The following is an 18,026-nucleotide window of genomic DNA, read 5'->3' as shown; positions in this document are numbered from 1 at the left end:
GGTTGAGATTTTTAGAATTTGGGAAATTTCAGACAGGGATGAAAAGGGCGCTAACCGCCCTTCATGAAGACTTGTCAGGCGAGTTTTGCCTGATTGATTTGACTCAGTGGCTCATTGACATCGAAAACTTTGGCAATAACTTCTTCGACACCGAGATTTTTCAGGCGGGCAGTATGTTTATCCAGATAGGCCAGGGCGCTTTTTTCATCAGTAAAGAGATAGATGCCACCGGCTTCGCGGTTCTTTTCACTTTCTGTCCACACTTTCCACAGAAAACCGGGTTCCTGATTAATCGACTCGGCAAGCGGTTTAAGTTGTTCAGCCATTTTGTCGCCAAAGGGGCCATTAAAAGCAAAATGAAGTTGTAATAAAGTTGCCATAGCTATTCTCCTTCTGATAATTCATACGAAGATAGTGTAAATCTTTTAACGTATTGGATACAGAGAAGAAACAGGGAAGAAAAAGGAGAGAGAAGACCAGATTAAGAAAATCTGGTGCGTCCGAGTGGACTCGAACCACCGACCCCCACCATGTCAAGGTGGTGCTCTAACCAACTGAGCTACGGACGCAGGATGGTGCGTTCAATTGGACTCGAACCAACGACCCCCACCATGTCAAGGTGGTGCTCTAACCAACTGAGCTATGAACGCAACGTTGTAGGTGACAACGGGGACGAATATTAGCGGCAGAGAGTGAAGGTGGCAAGAGGCAAATCGCAATTTTCTGCGCTATTTCTATCGTTTGCAGAGCTTTTAAGCAAATTGTCTATATTTTGTTGATTTGCAAGGGCGATTTTTAGCCATAGATCATATTTAGAGCTGATACAGCCAATTATTCCTCGACCCACAATGTAAAACAGAGCACGTTGCCACCACATCAATTCTATCGTGGATAAATCCTTCGTAGCCTTTACACTTAGGTATCAATAAAGGCACACAGATGCAGTAAAGGAATAAGTCATGGGATCTGAAGCAAAAAACTTGATGAGCGACGGGAAAGTGCAAATTGTTCATGCTGGCGACGTTATTGGCGCGACTCAACTTACTGATGGCGAGTTGATTGTTGAGGCTGGCGGAAGAGCAGAAAATACCGTGGTCACAGGTGCTGGCTGGCTGAAAGTTGAAACTGGTGGCATCGCCAAATGTACACAGTACAGCAACAATGGCACGTTATCCGTCGGTGACGGCGCAATAGCCACTGACATTGTTCAGTCAGACGGCGGAGCGATTAGTCTCTCAACGCTCGCTACTGTTAATGGCCGCCATCCCGAAGGTGAATTTAGCGTTGATCAGGGCTATGCCTGCGGTTTATTGCTGGAGAATGGCGGTAATCTGCGGGTACTGGAGGGCCATCGCGCGGAAAAAATCATTCTGGATCAGGATGGTGGCTTGTTGGTCAACGGAACAGTATCAGCAGTTGTTGTTGATGAAGGTGGTGAACTGTTGGTTTACCCTGGTGGAGAAGCCATCAATGGTGAGATAAACCACGGCGGCGTTTTTATGCTGGCAGGTAAAGCCAGTGAAACGCTGCTTGCGGGCGGCACCATGAATAATCTCGGCGGTGAAGATATTCATACCATCGTTGAGAATGGCGCCGTTTATCGCCTGGGGACAGATGGTCTGCAGCTCTACAGTTCTGGTAAGACTAAAAACCTGACAGTTAAAACCGGTGGTCGGGCTGAAGTGCATGCGGGTACGCTGGAAAACGCAGTGGTACAAAGTGGGACAGTGATTGTGATGTCTCCCACCAGTGCGGATGAAAAATTCGTCGTAGAAGAAGACTGTGCTCCGGTTGAATTGACGGGGAGCGTTGCCTTACAGGTCGGCGCTTCTATGATAGTTGGCTATGGTGCTGATCTGAAACAATCAACGATAACGGTCCAGCAGGAAGGCGTGCTGATCCTCGATGGCAGTACGGTTAAAGGTGACAATGTCACTTTCTATGTTGGCAACCTGAATCTCGATGGTGGAAAAGTGTGGCTGATAACGTCAACCGCAACCCATGTGCAGTTGAAGGTGAAATGTCTGCGTGGGGAAGGCACGATTTGCCTGCAAACCAGTGCGAAAGAAATTTCTCCGGAATTCATCAGCGTGAAAGGGGAAGTCAGCGGTGATATTCATGTTGAGATAACGGATGCCAGTCGGCAGCCTGTTTGCAGCGCACTTAAATTGCAACCGGACGAAGATGGTATTGGCGCAACGCTCCAGTCAGCCTAAAATTAAGGCGCAATCTTTGCGGATTGCGCCTCATTTTTTATCGAGATGCGCGTTGCAAAATGATAGCCGATGGCAGACGCTGCAAGAAGCGCATTCGTAGCATCATCATAATGGCAGCAGAAGTCAGACCGATAATAAAGCCTATCCAGAAGCCTGCCGGCCCCATCGGCTCAACCACCAGATTGGTCAATGCCAGAATATAGCCACTTGGTAAACCCAACACCCAATACGCGATAAAGGTAATATAAAAAATTGATCGCGTATCTTTATAACCACGCAAAATCCCGCTACCGATTACCTGTATCGAGTCAGAAATCTGATACACCGCAGCCAGCAACATCAAGTGTGCGGCCAGTGTCACAACTTCTGGATTATCGTTATACAGAAGAGCAATCTGCTCCCGTAGCGAGATTGTAAAAATTGCCGTTATCGTTGCCATACAGACGCCAACCATAAGTCCGGTTCGTGCGGCAGTTTGCGCATCCAGCGTGGAACCCTGACCCAGACGATAACCCACACGGATAGTCACAGCCGCTGCCAGTGACATCGGAAGAACGAACATCAGAGAACTAAAGTTCAGGGCAATCTGGTGGCCTGCCACATCGACAATACCGAGTGGAGATACCAACAGCGCAACCACCGCAAACAGTGTTACTTCAAAGAACAGTGCCAGTGCGATAGGTAAACCCAGTTGCACAAGTCTTTTCATTACTGCCGGGTCTGGTTTAGCGGTGCCTTTTTCGTTGCGGATATCGCGCATAGAACGGGCATGTTTAATATAGGAAACCATAGCAAGGAACATTACCCAGTACACCGCCGCAGTCGCCACACCACAGCCGACGCCACCGAGTTCAGGCATACCGAAGTGACCATAAATAAAGATATAGTTAACCGGAATGTTCACCAGCAGGCCAATAAAGCCCATTACCATGCCCGGCTTGGTTTTTGCCAAACCTTCACACTGGTTACGCGCGACCTGGAAGAACAGATAGCCTGGCGCCCCCCACAGCAGTGCACGCAGATAACCTACTGCTTTATCGGCGAGGGCCGGATCGATATTTTGCATGGAACGGATGATATAACCCGCATTCCACAGCACCAGCATAATAAGCACAGAGACGAAACCGGCCAGCCAAAAACCTTGTCGCACCTGATGCGCAATACGTTCGCGGCGACCGGAACCATTCAATTGCGCGATGACTGGCGTCATTGCCAGCAGCAGTCCGTGACCGAAAAGAATCGCCGGGAGCCAGATAGAAGTACCAATGGCGACCGCCGCCATGTCGGTGGCGCTATAGCCGCCCGCCATGACGGTATCGACAAAACCCATCGCTGTTTGGGCGATTTGCGCGAGAATCACCGGGATTGCTAATGCTAATAACAGACGCGCTTCACTGATGTATTTCTGCACGTGAACACCTTTTATATTGTTGTTATATGAGAGACTAAAAAACCGCCTGAATGGGCAGCAAAAAGAAGAAGCAGGGGAATTTCAGTCTATTGTAGCGAGGATTTATTAATTCTCCAGTGAAAAAATAACCACTCAATCCCCTTTACTGGTAAGGACGTTTCCCACCTGCTATTGTGCTGAACAGAATGTCCTAACTGATTTCAGGAGTTGTAAGTATGTTTACGGGGATAGTGCAGGGCACTGCGAAGTTAGTGTCGATTGACGAGAAAGCAAATTTTCGAACCCATGTAGTGGAATTACCTGATTACATGTTGGATGGTCTGGAGACAGGTGCTTCAGTCGCGCATAACGGTTGCTGCCTGACTGTAACGGAAATTAACGGCAACCGTATCAGTTTTGATCTGATGAAAGAAACGTTACGTATAACTAACCTTGGCGATTTAAACGTTGGGGATTGGGTAAACGTAGAACGCGCTGCTAAATTCAGCGATGAAATCGGCGGACATTTAATGTCAGGTCATATTATGACCACCGCAGAAGTATCGAAAATAATAACATCAGAAAATAACCACCAGATCTGGTTCAAAGTACAGGATGAGCAGTTAATGAAATATATCCTGTATAAAGGGTTTATTGGTATTGATGGCATCAGCCTGACGGTTGGTGAAGTGACAGCGACCCGTTTTTGTGTGCATTTAATTCCAGAAACGCTGGAACGTACCACTCTCGGTAAGAAAAAACTCGGCGCACGCGTCAATATCGAAATCGATCCGCAAACTCAGGCAGTGGTAGATACGGTAGAACGTGTGTTGGCGGCGCGGGAAAAGAAATAAATCAGCCCGATACTGAAGCCTGATTTGAAATGACATCGCCCCCGAAATGGGGGCGATGAAATAACACTTAACGAGCCACGCGAAGGCCGCTTTCGACTCCACGTGAGAACACCACCTGCCAGAGCTGGATGTCACGGGCGCGGAAGGCACCAGCGCAAGCATTCAGATAATACGTAAACATCCGTTTAAAGCGTTCACTGTAGTTATCGGCAATTTCCGGCCAGGCGGCGAGGAATCGCTCATACCAGGCCATCAATGTAGTGTCATAGTCAGCGCCAAAGTTATGCCAGTCTTCCATCACAAAGTGTGGTTCACTGGATTGCGCAATCTGGCGTACAGAGGGCAGGCAACCATTCGGGAAAATATATTTGTTAATCCACGGGTCAACATTCAGATCGGTTTTTTTCGAGCCAATAGTATGTAGCAGAAAAATCCCTTCTGGCTTCAGATTACGATCCACCACCTCAAAATAGGTATCGTAATTTTTCGGTCCGACGTGCTCGAACATACCAACTGAAACAATACGGTCGAACTGGTCGTTCAGGTCACGGTAATCCTGTAGCAAAATGGTGACATCCAGACCTGCGCAGCGTTCCTGGGCCATTTTCTGTTGTTCGGCAGAAATCGTGACACCAACCACACTTACGTCATACCTGGACGCCATGTAATGCGCCAGTCCGCCCCAACCGCAGCCGATATCCAGAACCCGCATGCCCGGTTTTAACTGCAATTTTTCACAAATCATTTTGAGCTTCGCTTGTTGGGCAGATTCCAGGTCATAGGCATCTTTCCAGTAAGCGCAGGAATACTGCATGAAGGGATCCAGCATGCGGCTGAACAGGTCATTACCAAGGTCGTAATGCTCTTTACCGACTATCCAGGCACGCTTTTTACTTTGCAGGTTGAAGAGACGCGCGCCAGCAATGCGTAGTGTGTCTTTGAAATGATGGGGGAGTTGGTTTTCAAGCCCAGCGCGTAAGACTTTGCTAAAAAACATATCCAGTCGGTCACATTCCCACCAGCCATCCATATAACTTTCGCCTAACCCCAACGATCCTTCCTGTAGAACGCGTTTAAAAAAATCGGGGTTTTTAACTCGAATATCTGCCGGGGCAGAGCCATTAATGGCGATGCCTGCACGGCTAAGTAATTCGTTGGCGATACGGTACCAGTTGTCATCCGGTACGCTGACTTCTTCTATACACGATGAACTCATAGTTTCTCCATCACTGGTCGGTGATCAGAACCTTAAAACAGCGTAGACGCTTTTTGGGCTTTGTGAGAAATCTCGCAGGAAAACCGCGAGTCTATAATCCGACGTAGAACAGAGGAAAGGAGGAACCCTTGCCGAAATGACCATCCATAGTGACTCGGGAACGCTCCTGTCCCCGTAAAAACATAATATTTATCGTAATATTAACAACTGAGATTCAGTATAGGCTGCTAATCTCAATCATACAACAAAATTTTGTTAGCAGCCTAAGTATAAAGATATCGCTATAGATCAATGTGATTCACTATGCGCGACTTCCGTCTCGCCATGATTCGGGCAGTGAGATTCAGGTTGATGTTGCATCTTATAGCCGATAGCAACCAGCACTACGGTCGATAACATCACGCTGGTGGTGGTAAACAGCGGTGTGCTGACGCTGATGAGCCAGGAAACCCCCAGGCTTGCGAGGAAACACAGACCCAATTGCAGGGTGTTCTGTAATGCAGCCGCGCGGCCTGTCGCATGCGGGAAAGGGCGTAGCGCCTGGGCGACCACAATCGGGTAGATTGCGCCGTTGGCAATGGCCATCACACAGAATGGGATCAGAATTTCGGCCAGCGACACATGGCTAATGAAGCCCGCAGCCCAGGTTGCTACCACGCTGACGGCAAACAGCGCCAGCAGCCACGGCAACAACTGCTTACCCTGCCATTTCTGCAATGCGGCGCGACAGCCGTAACCACCAATAAGAAACGCGATGGTTTGCGGAACATAACTTAATCCGATTACCGCCGGACTGTAGCCCATCTCGCTGAGGATAAACGGTGAACCTGTTAGCCAGGCAAAGAAACTGGCTGAACAGGCCGCATAAATCAGCACGTTTCCACGATAGATTTTAGAGCGCAGCAGGTCGGTAAAGGTCAGTGCATCCTGGCTATCATTACATGCTTTCGTGGTGGGCTTAAGCCAGAAAATAGGCAGAATCAATACCACGGTGATGGCAAACAGGGTGGCGAAAATCGCCTGCCAGGAAAAATGTACCAGCAGCCAGCTACCTAACAGCGGAGCAAGCGCCGGAGAAAGACCCACTAAAGGCATAATGGTCGCGAAAATACGGTTAACTTTTTGTGAAGGATAGTAATCCGTCACCAATGCCTGCCAGATAACGGCCGCGGCACAGACGCCAACAGCTTGCACAAAACGCAATACCAGCAGAGTCGCCGCGTTTTCTACCCACAGCATTCCCAGACTACCAAGAGCAAAAATCGTCAAGCCGAGTAAAAGAACGGGTTTACGGCCATAGCGATCGGAGAGTGGCCCCCACAGAAGTTGGGCAGCGGCGAAACCGGCAAGGAACAGACTAAGGCTGGCACTGACGGCAGACGCAGGCGTTTGCAGGTCGGCCTGAATGGCGGCGAAAGCAGGCAGATACATATCGGTTGCCAGAAAACCGAGTACGCTCAAACCCGCCAGCCAGACTAAAAATCTTTTCCCAGGTTGCATGTATATTCTCTAAATCTCTCAATTAAACACCGCCGCAAAGTGTAGGGAGTGAAATTCGTGTTGTGAAACGGTAATATTTGATGACTGATTTCAAAAATTTTGCAGGCAAGCTATGTGGTCCGAGTATTCCCTGGAAGTTGTTGATGCGGTGGCGCGAAATGGTAGCTTCAGCGCTGCGGCCCAGGAGTTGCATCGTGTTCCTTCTGCGGTCAGCTATACCGTGCGTCAACTGGAAGAGTGGCTGGCAGTGCCGCTTTTTGAACGTCGACATCGTGATGTGGAACTGACCGCTGCCGGGGTGTGGTTTCTCAAAGAAGGGCGGTCTGTTGTCAAAAAAATGCAGATCACTCGCCAGCAATGCCAGCAGATAGCGAACGGCTGGCGCGGTCAGTTAGCCATTGCGGTAGATAATATTGTCAGACCAGAACGCACGCGGCAGATGATCGTTGATTTTTATCGCCATTTTGATGATGTCGAACTTCTGGTATTTCAGGAAGTGTTCAACGGCGTCTGGGATGCGCTTTCCGATGGGCGCGTGGAACTGGCGATTGGCGCGACACGAGCGATTCCGGTCGGGGGCCGTTATGCCTTCCGGGATATGGGAATGTTGAGCTGGAGTTGCGTTGTTGCCAGTCATCATCCGCTTGCGTCGATGAATGGGCCGTTCAGCGACGATACGTTGCGCAATTGGCCATCGCTGGTGCGCGAAGATACCTCTCGTACGCTGCCCAAACGTATTACCTGGCTGCTTGATAACCAAAAAAGGGTGGTGGTGCCTGACTGGGAATCATCGGCAACCTGTATCTCGGCTGGATTATGCATTGGCATGGTGCCGACGCATTTCGCTAAACCCTGGCTCAACGAAGGGAAGTGGGTTGCATTAGAACTGGAAAACCCATTCCCTGATTCGGCATGTTGTTTGACATGGCAGCAGAATGATATGTCGCCAGCCTTAACCTGGTTGCTGGAGTATCTCGGCGATAGTGAGACGCTAAATAAGGAGTGGTTGCGGGAGCCTGAAGAGACTCCCGCAACGGATGATTAACGACGATAGTCGCGGAACGGACCGTCAGCCACGGAACGGCGTTCAATCAACCGCGGATGAACTTCGATAGACTGCGGTTCTTCGCGTTTGTTGACGATACGGTCCAACAGCATGTTGAATGCCGTTTCGCCCAGCGAATCTTTTGGCTGATGGATAGTGGTCAACGCTGGGGTAAAGTAGCGTGCGTTGCGCACGTTATCATAACCGATCAGCGAAACATCCTGTGGTACGCGCAGACCCATTTCATCAGCAGCGCAAAGTGCGCCCATTGCCATGATATCACCACCACAGAAGACAGCAGTAGGGCGATGCGGTTGCGACAGGATTTGCTGCATGGCGCGATAACCGGATTCAGGTTCAAAGTCACCCTGCACAATCCAGTTTTCCGGCACCTTGATCATCGCTTCTTCCATTGCCTTCATAAAACCGGCAAGGCGGCCTGCACCGGTGTTACGTTCCAGCGGGCCGGGGATAACGCCGATTTCGCGGTGACCGCGTTCAATCAGATAACGCCCGGCCATGTAGCCACCTTCAAACGCGTTATCAATGACCGCATCGGTAAAGTCAGCTTTTGCTTCACCCCAGTCCATCACCACCATCGGGATATGGCGATACTCTTCCAGCATCGCCAGCAACGGTTCCGGGTATTCAGAACACATCACCAGCAGGCCATCGACGCGTTTTTGCGCCATCATCGACAGATAGGCTCGCTGTTTCTCCAGATTGTTCCACGCGTTGCCGAGGATCAGCGTGTAACCTTTCTGAAAGCAATTTTTTTCAACTGCTTCGATGATCTCCGCGAAATAGGCCGCTTCGCTGCTGGTAGCCAGTAAGCCAATAGACTTGGTGTGGTTAACCTTCAGGCTACGCGCTACCGCGCTAGGGGAGTAGTGTAATTCTTTAATCGCTGCCCACACGGCGTTGCGCGTTTCTTCAGCGACGAAACGAGTTTTGTTTATAACGTGTGACACAGTTGTAGTGGAAACGTTTGCTCGCTTCGCTACATCTTTTATTGTTGCCATTCCATTTCACTCCAGACCCTAACTTCAGCTCCTGCAAAATCGCAAGGTAAACGTTTGCCTTTACACACCTTACGCGCAACAAAAGTGTTGCGGTACGCCGGAAAAACGACACAGAGCGTCAGGAAGGGGTTAATGGCCAGTACGCAAATAGTGTAAGCGTGGAATTTTGGCCGATCTTGATGAAAAGGGGAAGTGGTAAAACACTTATCATTATAAATGACGGGAGATTTTTTCTTCACAGTGTGTAAAAATGCGTAATATCACTTTTTGTAGGGTAATAAAAAGGAGAAAACTTGATGAGTGCCGACCTTAAATCTTCACTGGTAACAACCATTATTGTCCTCGGTTTGATCGTAGCCGTAGGTTTGACTGCCGCGCTGCACTGATTTCCCTTCGAGGGAGCGCATCCTCCCTCGCACTCTCTTCCCTTTTGTTAGCAAAATGGCAAAAGTGTTTTCTCTTTTTGTTATTTTCAATTTTTTGTGATTGCTGTCATGCTTTCGCCACTTTGATGAATATCGTGTAATGACGCGAAGAGGTGGAGATTAGGCATGAAAATTAACTATCCGTTGTTGGCGCTGGCAGTTGGCGCGTTTGGTATCGGGACAACGGAGTTCTCGCCAATGGGCTTATTGCCCGTCATTGCGCGCGGTGTGGATGTCTCGATTCCCGCTGCGGGCATGCTTATCAGCGCTTATGCGGTTGGCGTAATGGTTGGCGCGCCGCTGATGACATTACTACTGTCTCACCGTGCCCGGCGTAGTGCGCTTATTTTCCTGATGGCCATATTCACTCTTGGCAATGTGCTTTCTGCTATCGCGCCGGATTATATGACGCTGATGCTTTCACGCATTTTGACCAGCCTGAATCACGGGGCATTTTTTGGTTTGGGTTCAGTCGTGGCCGCAAGCGTTGTACCTAAACACAAACAGGCCAGCGCCGTCGCCACTATGTTTATGGGTTTAACTCTGGCAAATATTGGCGGTGTTCCTGCGGCGACCTGGCTTGGCGAAACTATTGGCTGGCGGATGTCGTTTCTGGCAACGGCGGGGCTGGGCGTGATTTCAATGGTTAGCCTGTTCTTCTCGTTACCAAAAGGTGGCGCAGGAGCGCGACCGGAAGTGAAAAAAGAGCTGGCGGTCCTGTTGCGTCCGCAGGTGCTTTCAGCATTGCTGACAACAGTGCTGGGGGCAGGGGCAATGTTTACGCTCTATACCTATATTTCTCCGGTACTGCAAAGCATCACCCACGCGACACCGATATTCGTAACGGCAATGTTGGTACTGATTGGCGTCGGGTTTTCTATCGGTAACTATTTCGGCGGTAAACTGGCGGACCGTTCGGTTAATGGCACGCTGAAAGGCTTTTTGTTGCTGCTGATGGTGATTATGCTGGCGATCCCGTTCCTGGCTCGTAATGAGTTTGGCGCCGCTATCAGCATGGTGGTGTGGGGCGCAGCAACTTTTGCGGTGGTACCACCGTTACAGATGCGTGTGATGCGAGTTGCCAGCGAAGCGCCGGGGCTGTCTTCATCAGTGAATATCGGTGCCTTTAACCTGGGCAATGCGCTGGGTGCTGCGGCAGGTGGCGCAGTTATTTCAGGTGGTCTGGGGTACAGTTTTGTGCCGGTGATGGGGGCGATTGTCGCAGGACTGGCATTGTTGCTGGTGTTGATGTCAGCCAGAAAACAACCTGAAGCAGTTTGCGTTGCCAACAGCTAATAAAACAAAAACGCAGAAGGGATACCTTCTGCGTTACGATTTTCAGGCAAAGTGCGATTTATCTTGCCAGATGTGTTGTTAACGCCTCATCCGCATAGGCCTGAAAAGACGCTTTAAACGTCGCATCAGGCAATGTTGCATCTGCCATCAGTTATTATGCGGCGAGATTTTTCGCTACGAATTCCCAGTTCACCAGCGCCCAGAAATGCTCCAGGTAACCAGGACGCGCATTGCGATAGTCGATGTAATAAGCGTGTTCCCAGACATCAACGGTCAGCAGTGGGGTCGCATCGGTAGTCAGCGGAGTACCAGCATTAGAGGTAGAAACGATAGCCAGTTTGCCATCACTGTTCTTCACCAGCCAGGTCCAGCCAGAACCAAAGTTTTTGATCGCAGCGTCAGTAAACTGTGCTTTGAAATCGGCAAAGCTACCGAAAGATGCGGCGATAGCTTCAGCGACTTCGCCAGTCGGTTCGCCACCGGCGTTCGGTGCCAGGCAGTTCCAGTAGAAAGTATGGTTCCAGACCTGAGCTGCGTTGTTGAATACGCCGCCTTCAGAGCTGCGAATAATCTCTTCCAGTGATTTACCTTCAAACTCGGTACCTTTAATCAGGTTGTTCAGGTTAGTGACATAAGTTTGATGATGTTTGCCGTAGTGATACTCGATGGTTTCCGCAGAAATGTGCGGAGCCAGAGCGTCTTTAGCATATGGTAGTGCAGGTAATTCGAATGACATTGCTACTCTCCTTTATTATTCATTGGTATACGCACAATAGCCTTATTGTGCGTGCGGATAGGGTAGCAAATTAAAAGGTGTGACAAAAGATGAACTTACCCTGTTGTCGTAACAACAGGGTAAACTTTTAGCGAAGTGTTTTTGGGGTCATTACCCGACGGGCGCCAACATAGTGGCGTTGCCAGTAATCTTCACTTAACGACGTGATTTGAATTTCCTGGCCACTGCGTGGTGACTGAATAAATTTACCATTGCCAACATACACGCCTACATGATCGGCAGTTCCACGCCCTTGAGTGCGGAAGAAGACCAGGTCACCATTTTTCAGTTCGCTGCGATCGATAGGTGCCGCATCGCGCAGGTGATACATTTCGTTGGCTGTGCGCGGAATACGGATCTTAACCAAATCTTTATAGGCGTAATAAACCAGTCCACTGCAATCAAAACCGGTACGCGGTGAACTCCCCCCCCAACGATATGGCTTGCCAATTTGCTGCATCAGTTTATTCATCGCCACTTTAGTGGCTTTCTGAACTTTGGCTTTGTGCGCGTCGGCAATAGTGCCTGGGGCGGCATTTTTGACTTTCACGCAATGTGATTTATTGCCCTTACGTTTGGTGCACTTTTCCGTAAAGCTGGCAGACGCCGTTTTAGTGGCAACGTTTTTGCTGCGAGTTTTAGCGTTTTTAGAAGCGGTAATGGAGGATTTTTTAACGGAAGAAGCGGTTTTACTTTTGGTCGTACTTTTACTGACGGCTTTTTTGGCAGTTTTCTGACTGGCTTTATTATTGGTCTTTTTGGTAGTTGCCGTGCTTTTCTTTTTATCTGCTTTTTTGGTGATATGAGTGGTAGCAGAACTCTCCCTGGCTTGCTTGGAAGCATAGGCCATAGGCATTAAAGGCAGGGTGGTAAAAAGTAAAGCACAGAGCGTGATCGAAATACGGTTTATCCGCGCCACTGAGCGTCCCTCTGTTAAGGCAGGTCTATCATGCCTGCGTCTGATTTACAAAACTTGATGATTCTAATGCATAGAAGAAGAGAAAGTTAATAGCTTTTATTGTTAAAAAATACGTTTCGTCGGCGAGTGCAAAAAAAAAGCAGCAGTGAAAGCTAAAAGTGGTCACAAATGCGCCAGCTTGCAGCGTGGCAGAGAAGAAACGAATATTTGAAATGCAACAAATAGAGCAAAGGGATAAAATAGCAAAAGCGTGATGAAAATGTTATTTTCCGATGCCGCACTGACCCGCTACAATGTCAGATTACTGCCGTAAAGAAGTTTGAGGAAGCAAGACAATGAGCACCACTATCGAAAAAATCCAACGCCAGATTGCTGAAAACCCGATCCTGCTGTACATGAAAGGTTCACCAAAACTGCCAAGCTGCGGTTTTTCTGCTCAGGCAGTCCAGGCGCTTGCCGCTTGTGGCGAACGTTTTGCCTACGTTGATATCCTGCAGAACCCGGACATTCGTGCGGAGCTGCCGAAATATGCTAACTGGCCGACTTTCCCGCAACTGTGGGTTGACGGCGAGCTGGTGGGCGGCTGTGATATCGTGATTGAAATGTATCAGCGTGGCGAACTGCAGCAGCTGATCAAAGAAACTGCTGCTAAATACAAGTCTGAAGAGCCGGATGCTGAATAATCCGTCCCGCAATACTGGCGGATGCTAACAGGCATCCGTCAGTGCTTTTATCCCCAATCCAGCCCTTGTGGCGAACTTGAAAATCCCGCCTCACGCAGCAGCGTAAACATCGGCGTTTGCCGGACCGGTTGGTCATTCACTTCTGTCAGCGTAAAGCGTAGCTGTGGTTCTCGCCGCAACGCGGTAGTTAGCGCCTGGAAAACCTCCGGTGGTAATAATTCATCTTTTTCCTGCCAGACCAGCATTTTTTTGCCACCTTGCGCCAGATAGAGCAACAATTTGCCACCGGAGACGACCACCAGGGCGCCAGCTCGACGAGTCGGAACCAGCGTCGCCGAATGTGCAGGCCAGGGCAGGAGATTTCCCCACACATTCGCCGGATCGTTGGAAGAGAGTGCAACCGGCGTGAATTGCTGCGATTGGCTGGTGGCGGTGGCGAGATCGCGCAGACGGTCAATGGTCTGGCGGTCAGCAAATTGTGCGCCGCCCAGACCTTCAACAAACCGGCCACGCATAATTCGCCCGGAATCTTCCATGCTGCGGCAAAGCGTTTGCATCGACGGAAATCCACCAGGAATATTTTCAGCAATTACCACCTGACGGCTGATGATGCCGTAGCGGTCGAGCATATTTTCCGCCAGCGCCAGCATCCGTTCGGTATCGTTTAGTGGCTCTACCTGCAATAAGGACCAGCGTCCGGCCAGTTTCGGCGTGTTGTAAGTTACCAACGGCGAGACGGGCGGCGCATAGGCAGGACGCCCACGACGAGCCCGGCTACTACGGCGAGTTGAGGGGCGTGCGCTGGCACTGCTGCGGGTGAGGGCGCGTAACGGAGCCCAAATATCACTGGTGATGACGCCTTGCCAGACCAGTTCCCAAAGCGCCTCTTGCAGGGCTGATGGATCTACTGGCTCGCCAATTTTCTCGCCTGTCCGTTGACCGATTTGTTGCGCAAACCAGGCGCCCCCGTCAGCCAGAACTGCGATAATTGCTTGCTGAAGCGCTGAACGTTTCGCGTGATCCTGTTCTGCGGGAATGTACGATTCGGCGGCATATTCCTGTAAATGCAGTGCTACCAGACCGTTATCCTCCCCGAGTTTTTTTTGCCCCGACCAGATAACCGTGCCGGTTGCCAACAGTTCGTCCAGCATTTCGGGCGAATAGTCGCGCACCCGAGCGGGCAGGATCTGGCTTTCCCACAGCGAGGCGGGTAAACCGACACCAGCAAGCTGTTCGATAACCCGCATGACGCCATCCACGCCTTCATAAACGCCTGGCGATGTTGAGGCAAAAAGTGCCGGGCTACCATCGGTGGCGGGGAGCACGCCCTGACGTTCCAGTAGCAATCGTGCATAAGCAATGGCTGGTACCGGACGCGTAGCCTCTCTGGCAGCCTGCAGGGAGCGTAAACGCAAACGCCGAAAAACTTCATCGCTCACCCAGATGTCTTGTTGAAGATTCATCACCAGCCCTTGTTCGCGCAATTGATGAAGTTGCTCTTCGACAATAGCAATACCGAGGCCAAAATTACGGGCAAGTTGTTCAGCCGTGACCAGGGCATGAGTCCGGAGATAGTGCAAAAAAAGATCGCGAAGCGGGTAATTGACACGGTGCAAGTAAATATCTGGCAGCGAGTTCGGCAGTTGCACTCCGAGTGCATCGCGTAATTTGGCAGCGTCGTCCATGCAGGCCAGACGCTCCTGAGCTGCAACGATCACCGGGAAGATTCTTTTTGCCGCGAGAAGATTTTCTACATACGTCTCAATCTCTTCACGGCGGCCTGTATGCCGTTGCGTCAGGTCATCAACGGTCATTGGTCCCAGTTCGCGCAGCAGGTCGAACAATCCTTCTTCACCTTTCGCTCTTCTGCCAGGAGCCAGCCGCTGTAACTCTTCTTCCACCTGACGAATGACCTGTGGGTCGAGTAACTCACCAGGATCAACCTGACCGAGTAGATTGCGCAGCAATTCGCTATCCAGCGACAGCACTGAAGCTCGCCGCTCCGCGAGTGGGACATCGCTTTGATACATAAATTCCGCCACATAACCGAACAATAAACTGGCGGCAAAAGGTGAGGGCGTTGCGGTGGTGACATCGGAAATTTGAATTTCGCCACCGTTCAGGCGACGCATCAAACGTTCCAGCGCGGGAAGATCATACACATCCTGCAGGCATTCACGCAGAGTTTCGAGAATGACAGGAAAATCCGGATAACCCTGGGCGATTTCCAGTAACTGGCTGGCGTGCAGACGTTGTTGCCAGAGTGGGGTGCGATGTCCCGGTGTTCGGCCAGGCATTAATAATGCCCGTGCGGCGCATTCGCGAAAACGGGCAGCGAAAAGTGCCGACCTGCTCACCGCCTCGCGGACAATTTGCAGCAATTTTTCAGGTTCAAACAGGAATATCGCAGCGTCAGGCAATTTACCGTCGGTATCTGGAATGCGGGCAACAATACCGTCATCGCTGGCGACTACCGAGGCATCAGCGCCCCATAGCGCATGCAGTCGTCCGGCAATCGCCAGCGCCCACGGTTCATGCACTCGTCGTCCATAGGGTGAGTGTAAAATAATGCGCCAGTCGCCAATTTCATCACGACAGCGTTCGAGAACCAGGTGGCGACTTCCAGGGACTACGCCCGTGGCGTTACGCTGTTCGTCAATCAGCCCCTGAATATTGGTGAGCGTATTTTCTTCTGCCAGCCACGGCGGGATATTTCCGGAAAAGAAAGCGCCATCCGCCAGCAAATGGAGAAAATCGCCGATCATTTCGCCCAATTCAGCGGGGCGTCCATTGCCTTCGCCACGCCAGAAGGGAAGTCGGGCAGAGCGACCCGGTGCAGGTGTCACAATGACCTGATCGCGGGTGATTTTCTGGATCCGCCATGAGGTAGCGCCGAGAGTGATAATGTCATTCACTCGCGATTCATACACCATCTCCTCATCCAGTTCGCCCACTCTCCGCGATCCTGTCTGTTCTTCACCTTCTGGTAATAACACACTGTACATGCCACGGTCCGGAATGGTGCCACCGCTGGTTACCGCTAACAGTTGTGCGCCTGGACGCGCAGTTAATATTCCGTTTTCCCGATTCCATACCAGTTTGGGGCGGAAAGCGGAAAAATCACCGGAAGGATAGCGGCCTGAAAGCATATCCAGCGTGGCGTCAAATACGCGCCGCGGCAGATCTTTCCACGGTGCCGCGCGACGCACCAGAGCATACCATTCCTCCACCTGTAAGGCGTCCATTGCTGCAGCAGCAACGGTTTGCTGCGCCAGTACATCGAGCGGATTGTGCGGTGGCGTCAGGTTTTCCAGCCTGCCTGCAAACATACACTCGACAATGACGGCGGAATTGACTAAATCACGCCGGGTACGGGGGAAAAACAGCCCTTTAGATACACCGCCAACCTGATGTCCGGCGCGACCAATGCGCTGTAGCCCGCTGGCGACAGAAAGCGGCGTTGCCACCTGAATCACCAGATCCACCGCGCCCATATCAATCCCCAGTTCGAGACTGGAAGTCGCAACCACGCAGCGCAGTTCGCCCGATTTCAGCGCTTGTTCGGTTACCGCCCGTTGCTCTTTAGAGACGGAACCGTGGTGCGAGCGGGCAATTAAAACGTCGCTACTTTGTACGCGGTTAGAGGTTGCGCCAGAGGTAGACTCAAAATGATCGGCGTTTATGGTGATGGCCGGGGAACGCTGCAATCGTGCGGTGTAAAGCTCATTCAGCCGAGCCGTCAGTTTTTCCGCCAGGCCGCGAGAATTGGTGAAGACGATGGTCGAACGATGGCGCAACACTTCATCAAGAATGCCGGTTTCAATATACGGCCAGATTGAACCTTCTCTCCCCGCATGGCTGTCTTCCCCGGTGCCGCTGGCGACCGATGAGACATCATCCATATTGGCCACTGGAACAACAATGCGGATCTGCGGATGTCGCATTGCGGGTGGGTTGACTATCGTCACCGGGCGATCGCCGCCAAGAAACGCGGCAACATCGCTGGCTGTGCGTACGGTGGCGGAAAGGCCAATTCGCTGTGCTGAGGTGTATAGCAGTGCATCGAGCCGTTCCAGGCTTAACGCCAGATGCGCCCCGCGTTTGCTACCCGCAACCGCGTGGACTTCATCAATAATTACCGTTTCGACGCCGCGCAGCGTCTCGCGTGCGCGGGAAGTCAGCATCAGATAGAGTGATTCGGGCGTGGTTATCAGAATATCCGGAGGATTTCGGGTCAGTTTGCTGCGTTCCTGCGCGGGCGTATCGCCAGTTCGGATCCCCACGCGGAGGTTGACTTCCGCTTCGCCGCGCCGCCGCCGTTCCTCTGCAATGCCTTGTAACGGGATCTGCAAATTGCGCTGAACGTCGGTGCCTAAGGCTTTAATCGGTGAAATATAGAGGATACGCGAGGTTCTGCGTTTATGCGCCTCGCTGGCATGCTCGCTGCCTTCGCGGAAAAGTTGATCCAGAGCGTAGAGAAAAGCCGCCAACGTTTTCCCGGAGCCGGTGGGTGCAATCACCAACGCATGTTCGCCTCTCGCCGTCACATGCCAGGTTTGTGACTGGACGGCGGTTGGCTGCTTAAAGGCGCGAAGAAACCAGTCGCGGGTCGCCGATGAAAAAACGTCCGGCAGGGGCGATGAAGGGGTTGGATTGTCTGCCATTAACGCTATTCCCCGTGTTTA

Annotated in this window: 13 protein-coding genes, 2 tRNA genes and 1 pseudogene; 6 read left to right on the top strand and 10 right to left on the bottom strand. The window is 51.1% G+C overall.

The features are described from left to right. Positions 1 to 74 precede the first annotated feature (74 nt). The 3 genes from H9644_RS03505 to H9644_RS03495 form a co-directional block, all read right to left on the bottom strand. A complete protein-coding gene (locus tag H9644_RS03505) occupies positions 75 to 380 on the bottom strand; it encodes a monooxygenase (protein ID WP_064530050.1) in 306 nt (101 codons plus the stop codon). Between the two features lie 112 nt (positions 381 to 492). Continuing rightward, positions 493 to 569, bottom strand: a tRNA-Val gene (locus H9644_RS03500). Positions 570 to 573: 4 nt separating this feature from the next. Next, a tRNA-Val gene (locus H9644_RS03495) sits at positions 574 to 650 on the bottom strand. Positions 651 to 959: 309 nt separating this feature from the next. Here H9644_RS03495 and H9644_RS03490 point away from each other — a divergent pair. Beyond that, the gene (locus H9644_RS03490) at positions 960 to 2,216 is read left to right on the top strand and encodes an AIDA repeat-containing protein (protein ID WP_064530049.1); all 1,257 of its coding nucleotides are present in this window, start codon (positions 960 to 962) and stop codon (positions 2,214 to 2,216) included. Between the two features lie 37 nt (positions 2,217 to 2,253). On the opposite strand, the gene mdtK is transcribed toward H9644_RS03490, so the two are convergent. Then, positions 2,254 to 3,627 (bottom strand): multidrug efflux MATE transporter MdtK, encoded by a 1,374-nt coding sequence (gene mdtK, locus H9644_RS03485; protein ID WP_064530048.1) that lies wholly within the window; start codon positions 3,625 to 3,627, stop codon positions 2,254 to 2,256. Between the two features lie 215 nt (positions 3,628 to 3,842). Between mdtK and H9644_RS03480 the strand changes: the two are divergent. Beyond that, positions 3,843 to 4,483: pseudogene (locus tag H9644_RS03480) on the top strand (riboflavin synthase subunit alpha). Positions 4,484 to 4,527: 44 nt separating this feature from the next. On the opposite strand, the gene cfa reads toward H9644_RS03480, so the two are convergent. Together cfa and punC are read right to left on the bottom strand one after the other, a co-directional pair. Then, the gene (cfa, locus tag H9644_RS03475) at positions 4,528 to 5,676 is read right to left on the bottom strand and encodes a cyclopropane fatty acyl phospholipid synthase (protein ID WP_064530046.1); all 1,149 of its coding nucleotides are present in this window, start codon (positions 5,674 to 5,676) and stop codon (positions 4,528 to 4,530) included. Positions 5,677 to 5,964: 288 nt separating this feature from the next. After that, positions 5,965 to 7,176: a purine nucleoside transporter PunC gene (gene punC / locus H9644_RS03470; protein WP_191773225.1), complete on the bottom strand. Its 1,212-nt coding sequence runs from the start codon at positions 7,174 to 7,176 to the stop codon at positions 5,965 to 5,967. 112 nt (positions 7,177 to 7,288) lie between these two features. Here punC and punR point away from each other — a divergent pair, with 112 nt between their 5' ends. Next, positions 7,289 to 8,221: a DNA-binding transcriptional activator PunR gene (punR, locus tag H9644_RS03465; protein ID WP_191773223.1), complete on the top strand. Its 933-nt coding sequence runs from the start codon at positions 7,289 to 7,291 to the stop codon at positions 8,219 to 8,221. Here punR and purR read toward each other — a convergent pair. Next, positions 8,218 to 9,243, bottom strand: a complete 1,026-nt coding sequence (gene purR / locus H9644_RS03460) for an HTH-type transcriptional repressor PurR (protein ID WP_000190978.1) — start codon at positions 9,241 to 9,243, stop codon at positions 8,218 to 8,220. The two genes, punR and purR, sit on opposite strands and share 4 nt — an antisense overlap. A gap of 296 nt (positions 9,244 to 9,539) precedes the next feature. Between purR and cydH the strand changes: the two genes are divergently transcribed. Next, positions 9,540 to 9,629 carry a cytochrome bd-I oxidase subunit CydH gene (gene cydH, locus H9644_RS03455; protein ID WP_064530043.1) on the top strand — a complete coding sequence of 30 codons (90 nt, stop codon included), beginning with the start codon at positions 9,540 to 9,542 and terminating at the stop codon, positions 9,627 to 9,629. A gap of 165 nt (positions 9,630 to 9,794) precedes the next feature. After that, on the top strand, positions 9,795 to 10,964 hold the full coding sequence (locus H9644_RS03450) for an MFS transporter (RefSeq protein WP_064530042.1): 1,170 nt from the start codon (positions 9,795 to 9,797) through the stop codon (positions 10,962 to 10,964). A 154-nt stretch (positions 10,965 to 11,118) separates the two neighbouring features. Here H9644_RS03450 and sodB read toward each other — a convergent pair whose 3' ends face one another. Further along, the gene (gene sodB, locus H9644_RS03445) at positions 11,119 to 11,700 is read right to left on the bottom strand and encodes a superoxide dismutase [Fe] (RefSeq protein ID WP_064530041.1); all 582 of its coding nucleotides are present in this window, start codon (positions 11,698 to 11,700) and stop codon (positions 11,119 to 11,121) included. 127 nt (positions 11,701 to 11,827) lie between these two features. Continuing rightward, complete coding sequence (locus tag H9644_RS03440; RefSeq protein WP_191773221.1) at positions 11,828 to 12,658, bottom strand: C40 family peptidase; 831 nt, start codon at positions 12,656 to 12,658, stop codon at positions 11,828 to 11,830. Positions 12,659 to 12,993: 335 nt separating this feature from the next. Between H9644_RS03440 and grxD the strand changes: the two genes are divergently transcribed. After that, the gene (gene grxD, locus H9644_RS03435) at positions 12,994 to 13,341 is read left to right on the top strand and encodes a monothiol glutaredoxin 4 (protein ID WP_000108172.1); all 348 of its coding nucleotides are present in this window, start codon (positions 12,994 to 12,996) and stop codon (positions 13,339 to 13,341) included. A 47-nt stretch (positions 13,342 to 13,388) separates the two neighbouring features. Here the strand turns inward: grxD and H9644_RS03430 are convergent, their stop codons facing one another. Next, complete coding sequence (locus H9644_RS03430) at positions 13,389 to 18,005, bottom strand: ATP-dependent helicase (RefSeq protein WP_191773219.1); 4,617 nt, start codon at positions 18,003 to 18,005, stop codon at positions 13,389 to 13,391. Positions 18,006 to 18,026: the final 21 nt, after the last annotated feature.

It is taken from the genome of Escherichia whittamii, assembly GCF_014836715.1.
In the GTDB taxonomy this organism is placed as follows: domain Bacteria; phylum Pseudomonadota; class Gammaproteobacteria; order Enterobacterales; family Enterobacteriaceae; genus Escherichia; species Escherichia whittamii.
Note: the sequence above shows the minus strand (reverse complement) of the source record. Positions and strands in the feature narration are given on the sequence as shown.

Excerpts from the sequence above, each read along its gene's own strand:
- cydH (WP_064530043.1), top strand. The coding sequence starts at position 9,540 with ATGAGTGCCGACCTTAAATCTTCACTGGTAACAACCATTATTGTCCTC.
- H9644_RS03450 (WP_064530042.1), top strand. The coding sequence starts at position 9,795 with ATGAAAATTAACTATCCGTTGTTGGCGCTGGCAGTTGGCGCGTTTGGT.
- grxD (WP_000108172.1), top strand. The coding sequence starts at position 12,994 with ATGAGCACCACTATCGAAAAAATCCAACGCCAGATTGCTGAAAACCCG.
- H9644_RS03505 (WP_064530050.1), bottom strand. The coding sequence starts at position 380 with ATGGCAACTTTATTACAACTTCATTTTGCTTTTAATGGCCCCTTTGGC.
- sodB (WP_064530041.1), bottom strand. The coding sequence starts at position 11,700 with ATGTCATTCGAATTACCTGCACTACCATATGCTAAAGACGCTCTGGCT.
- punR (WP_191773223.1), top strand. The coding sequence starts at position 7,289 with ATGTGGTCCGAGTATTCCCTGGAAGTTGTTGATGCGGTGGCGCGAAAT.
- purR (WP_000190978.1), bottom strand. The coding sequence starts at position 9,243 with ATGGCAACAATAAAAGATGTAGCGAAGCGAGCAAACGTTTCCACTACA.
- cfa (WP_064530046.1), bottom strand. The coding sequence starts at position 5,676 with ATGAGTTCATCGTGTATAGAAGAAGTCAGCGTACCGGATGACAACTGG.
- H9644_RS03430 (WP_191773219.1), bottom strand. The coding sequence starts at position 18,005 with ATGGCAGACAATCCAACCCCTTCATCGCCCCTGCCGGACGTTTTTTCA.
- H9644_RS03490 (WP_064530049.1), top strand. The coding sequence starts at position 960 with ATGGGATCTGAAGCAAAAAACTTGATGAGCGACGGGAAAGTGCAAATT.
- punC (WP_191773225.1), bottom strand. The coding sequence starts at position 7,176 with ATGCAACCTGGGAAAAGATTTTTAGTCTGGCTGGCGGGTTTGAGCGTA.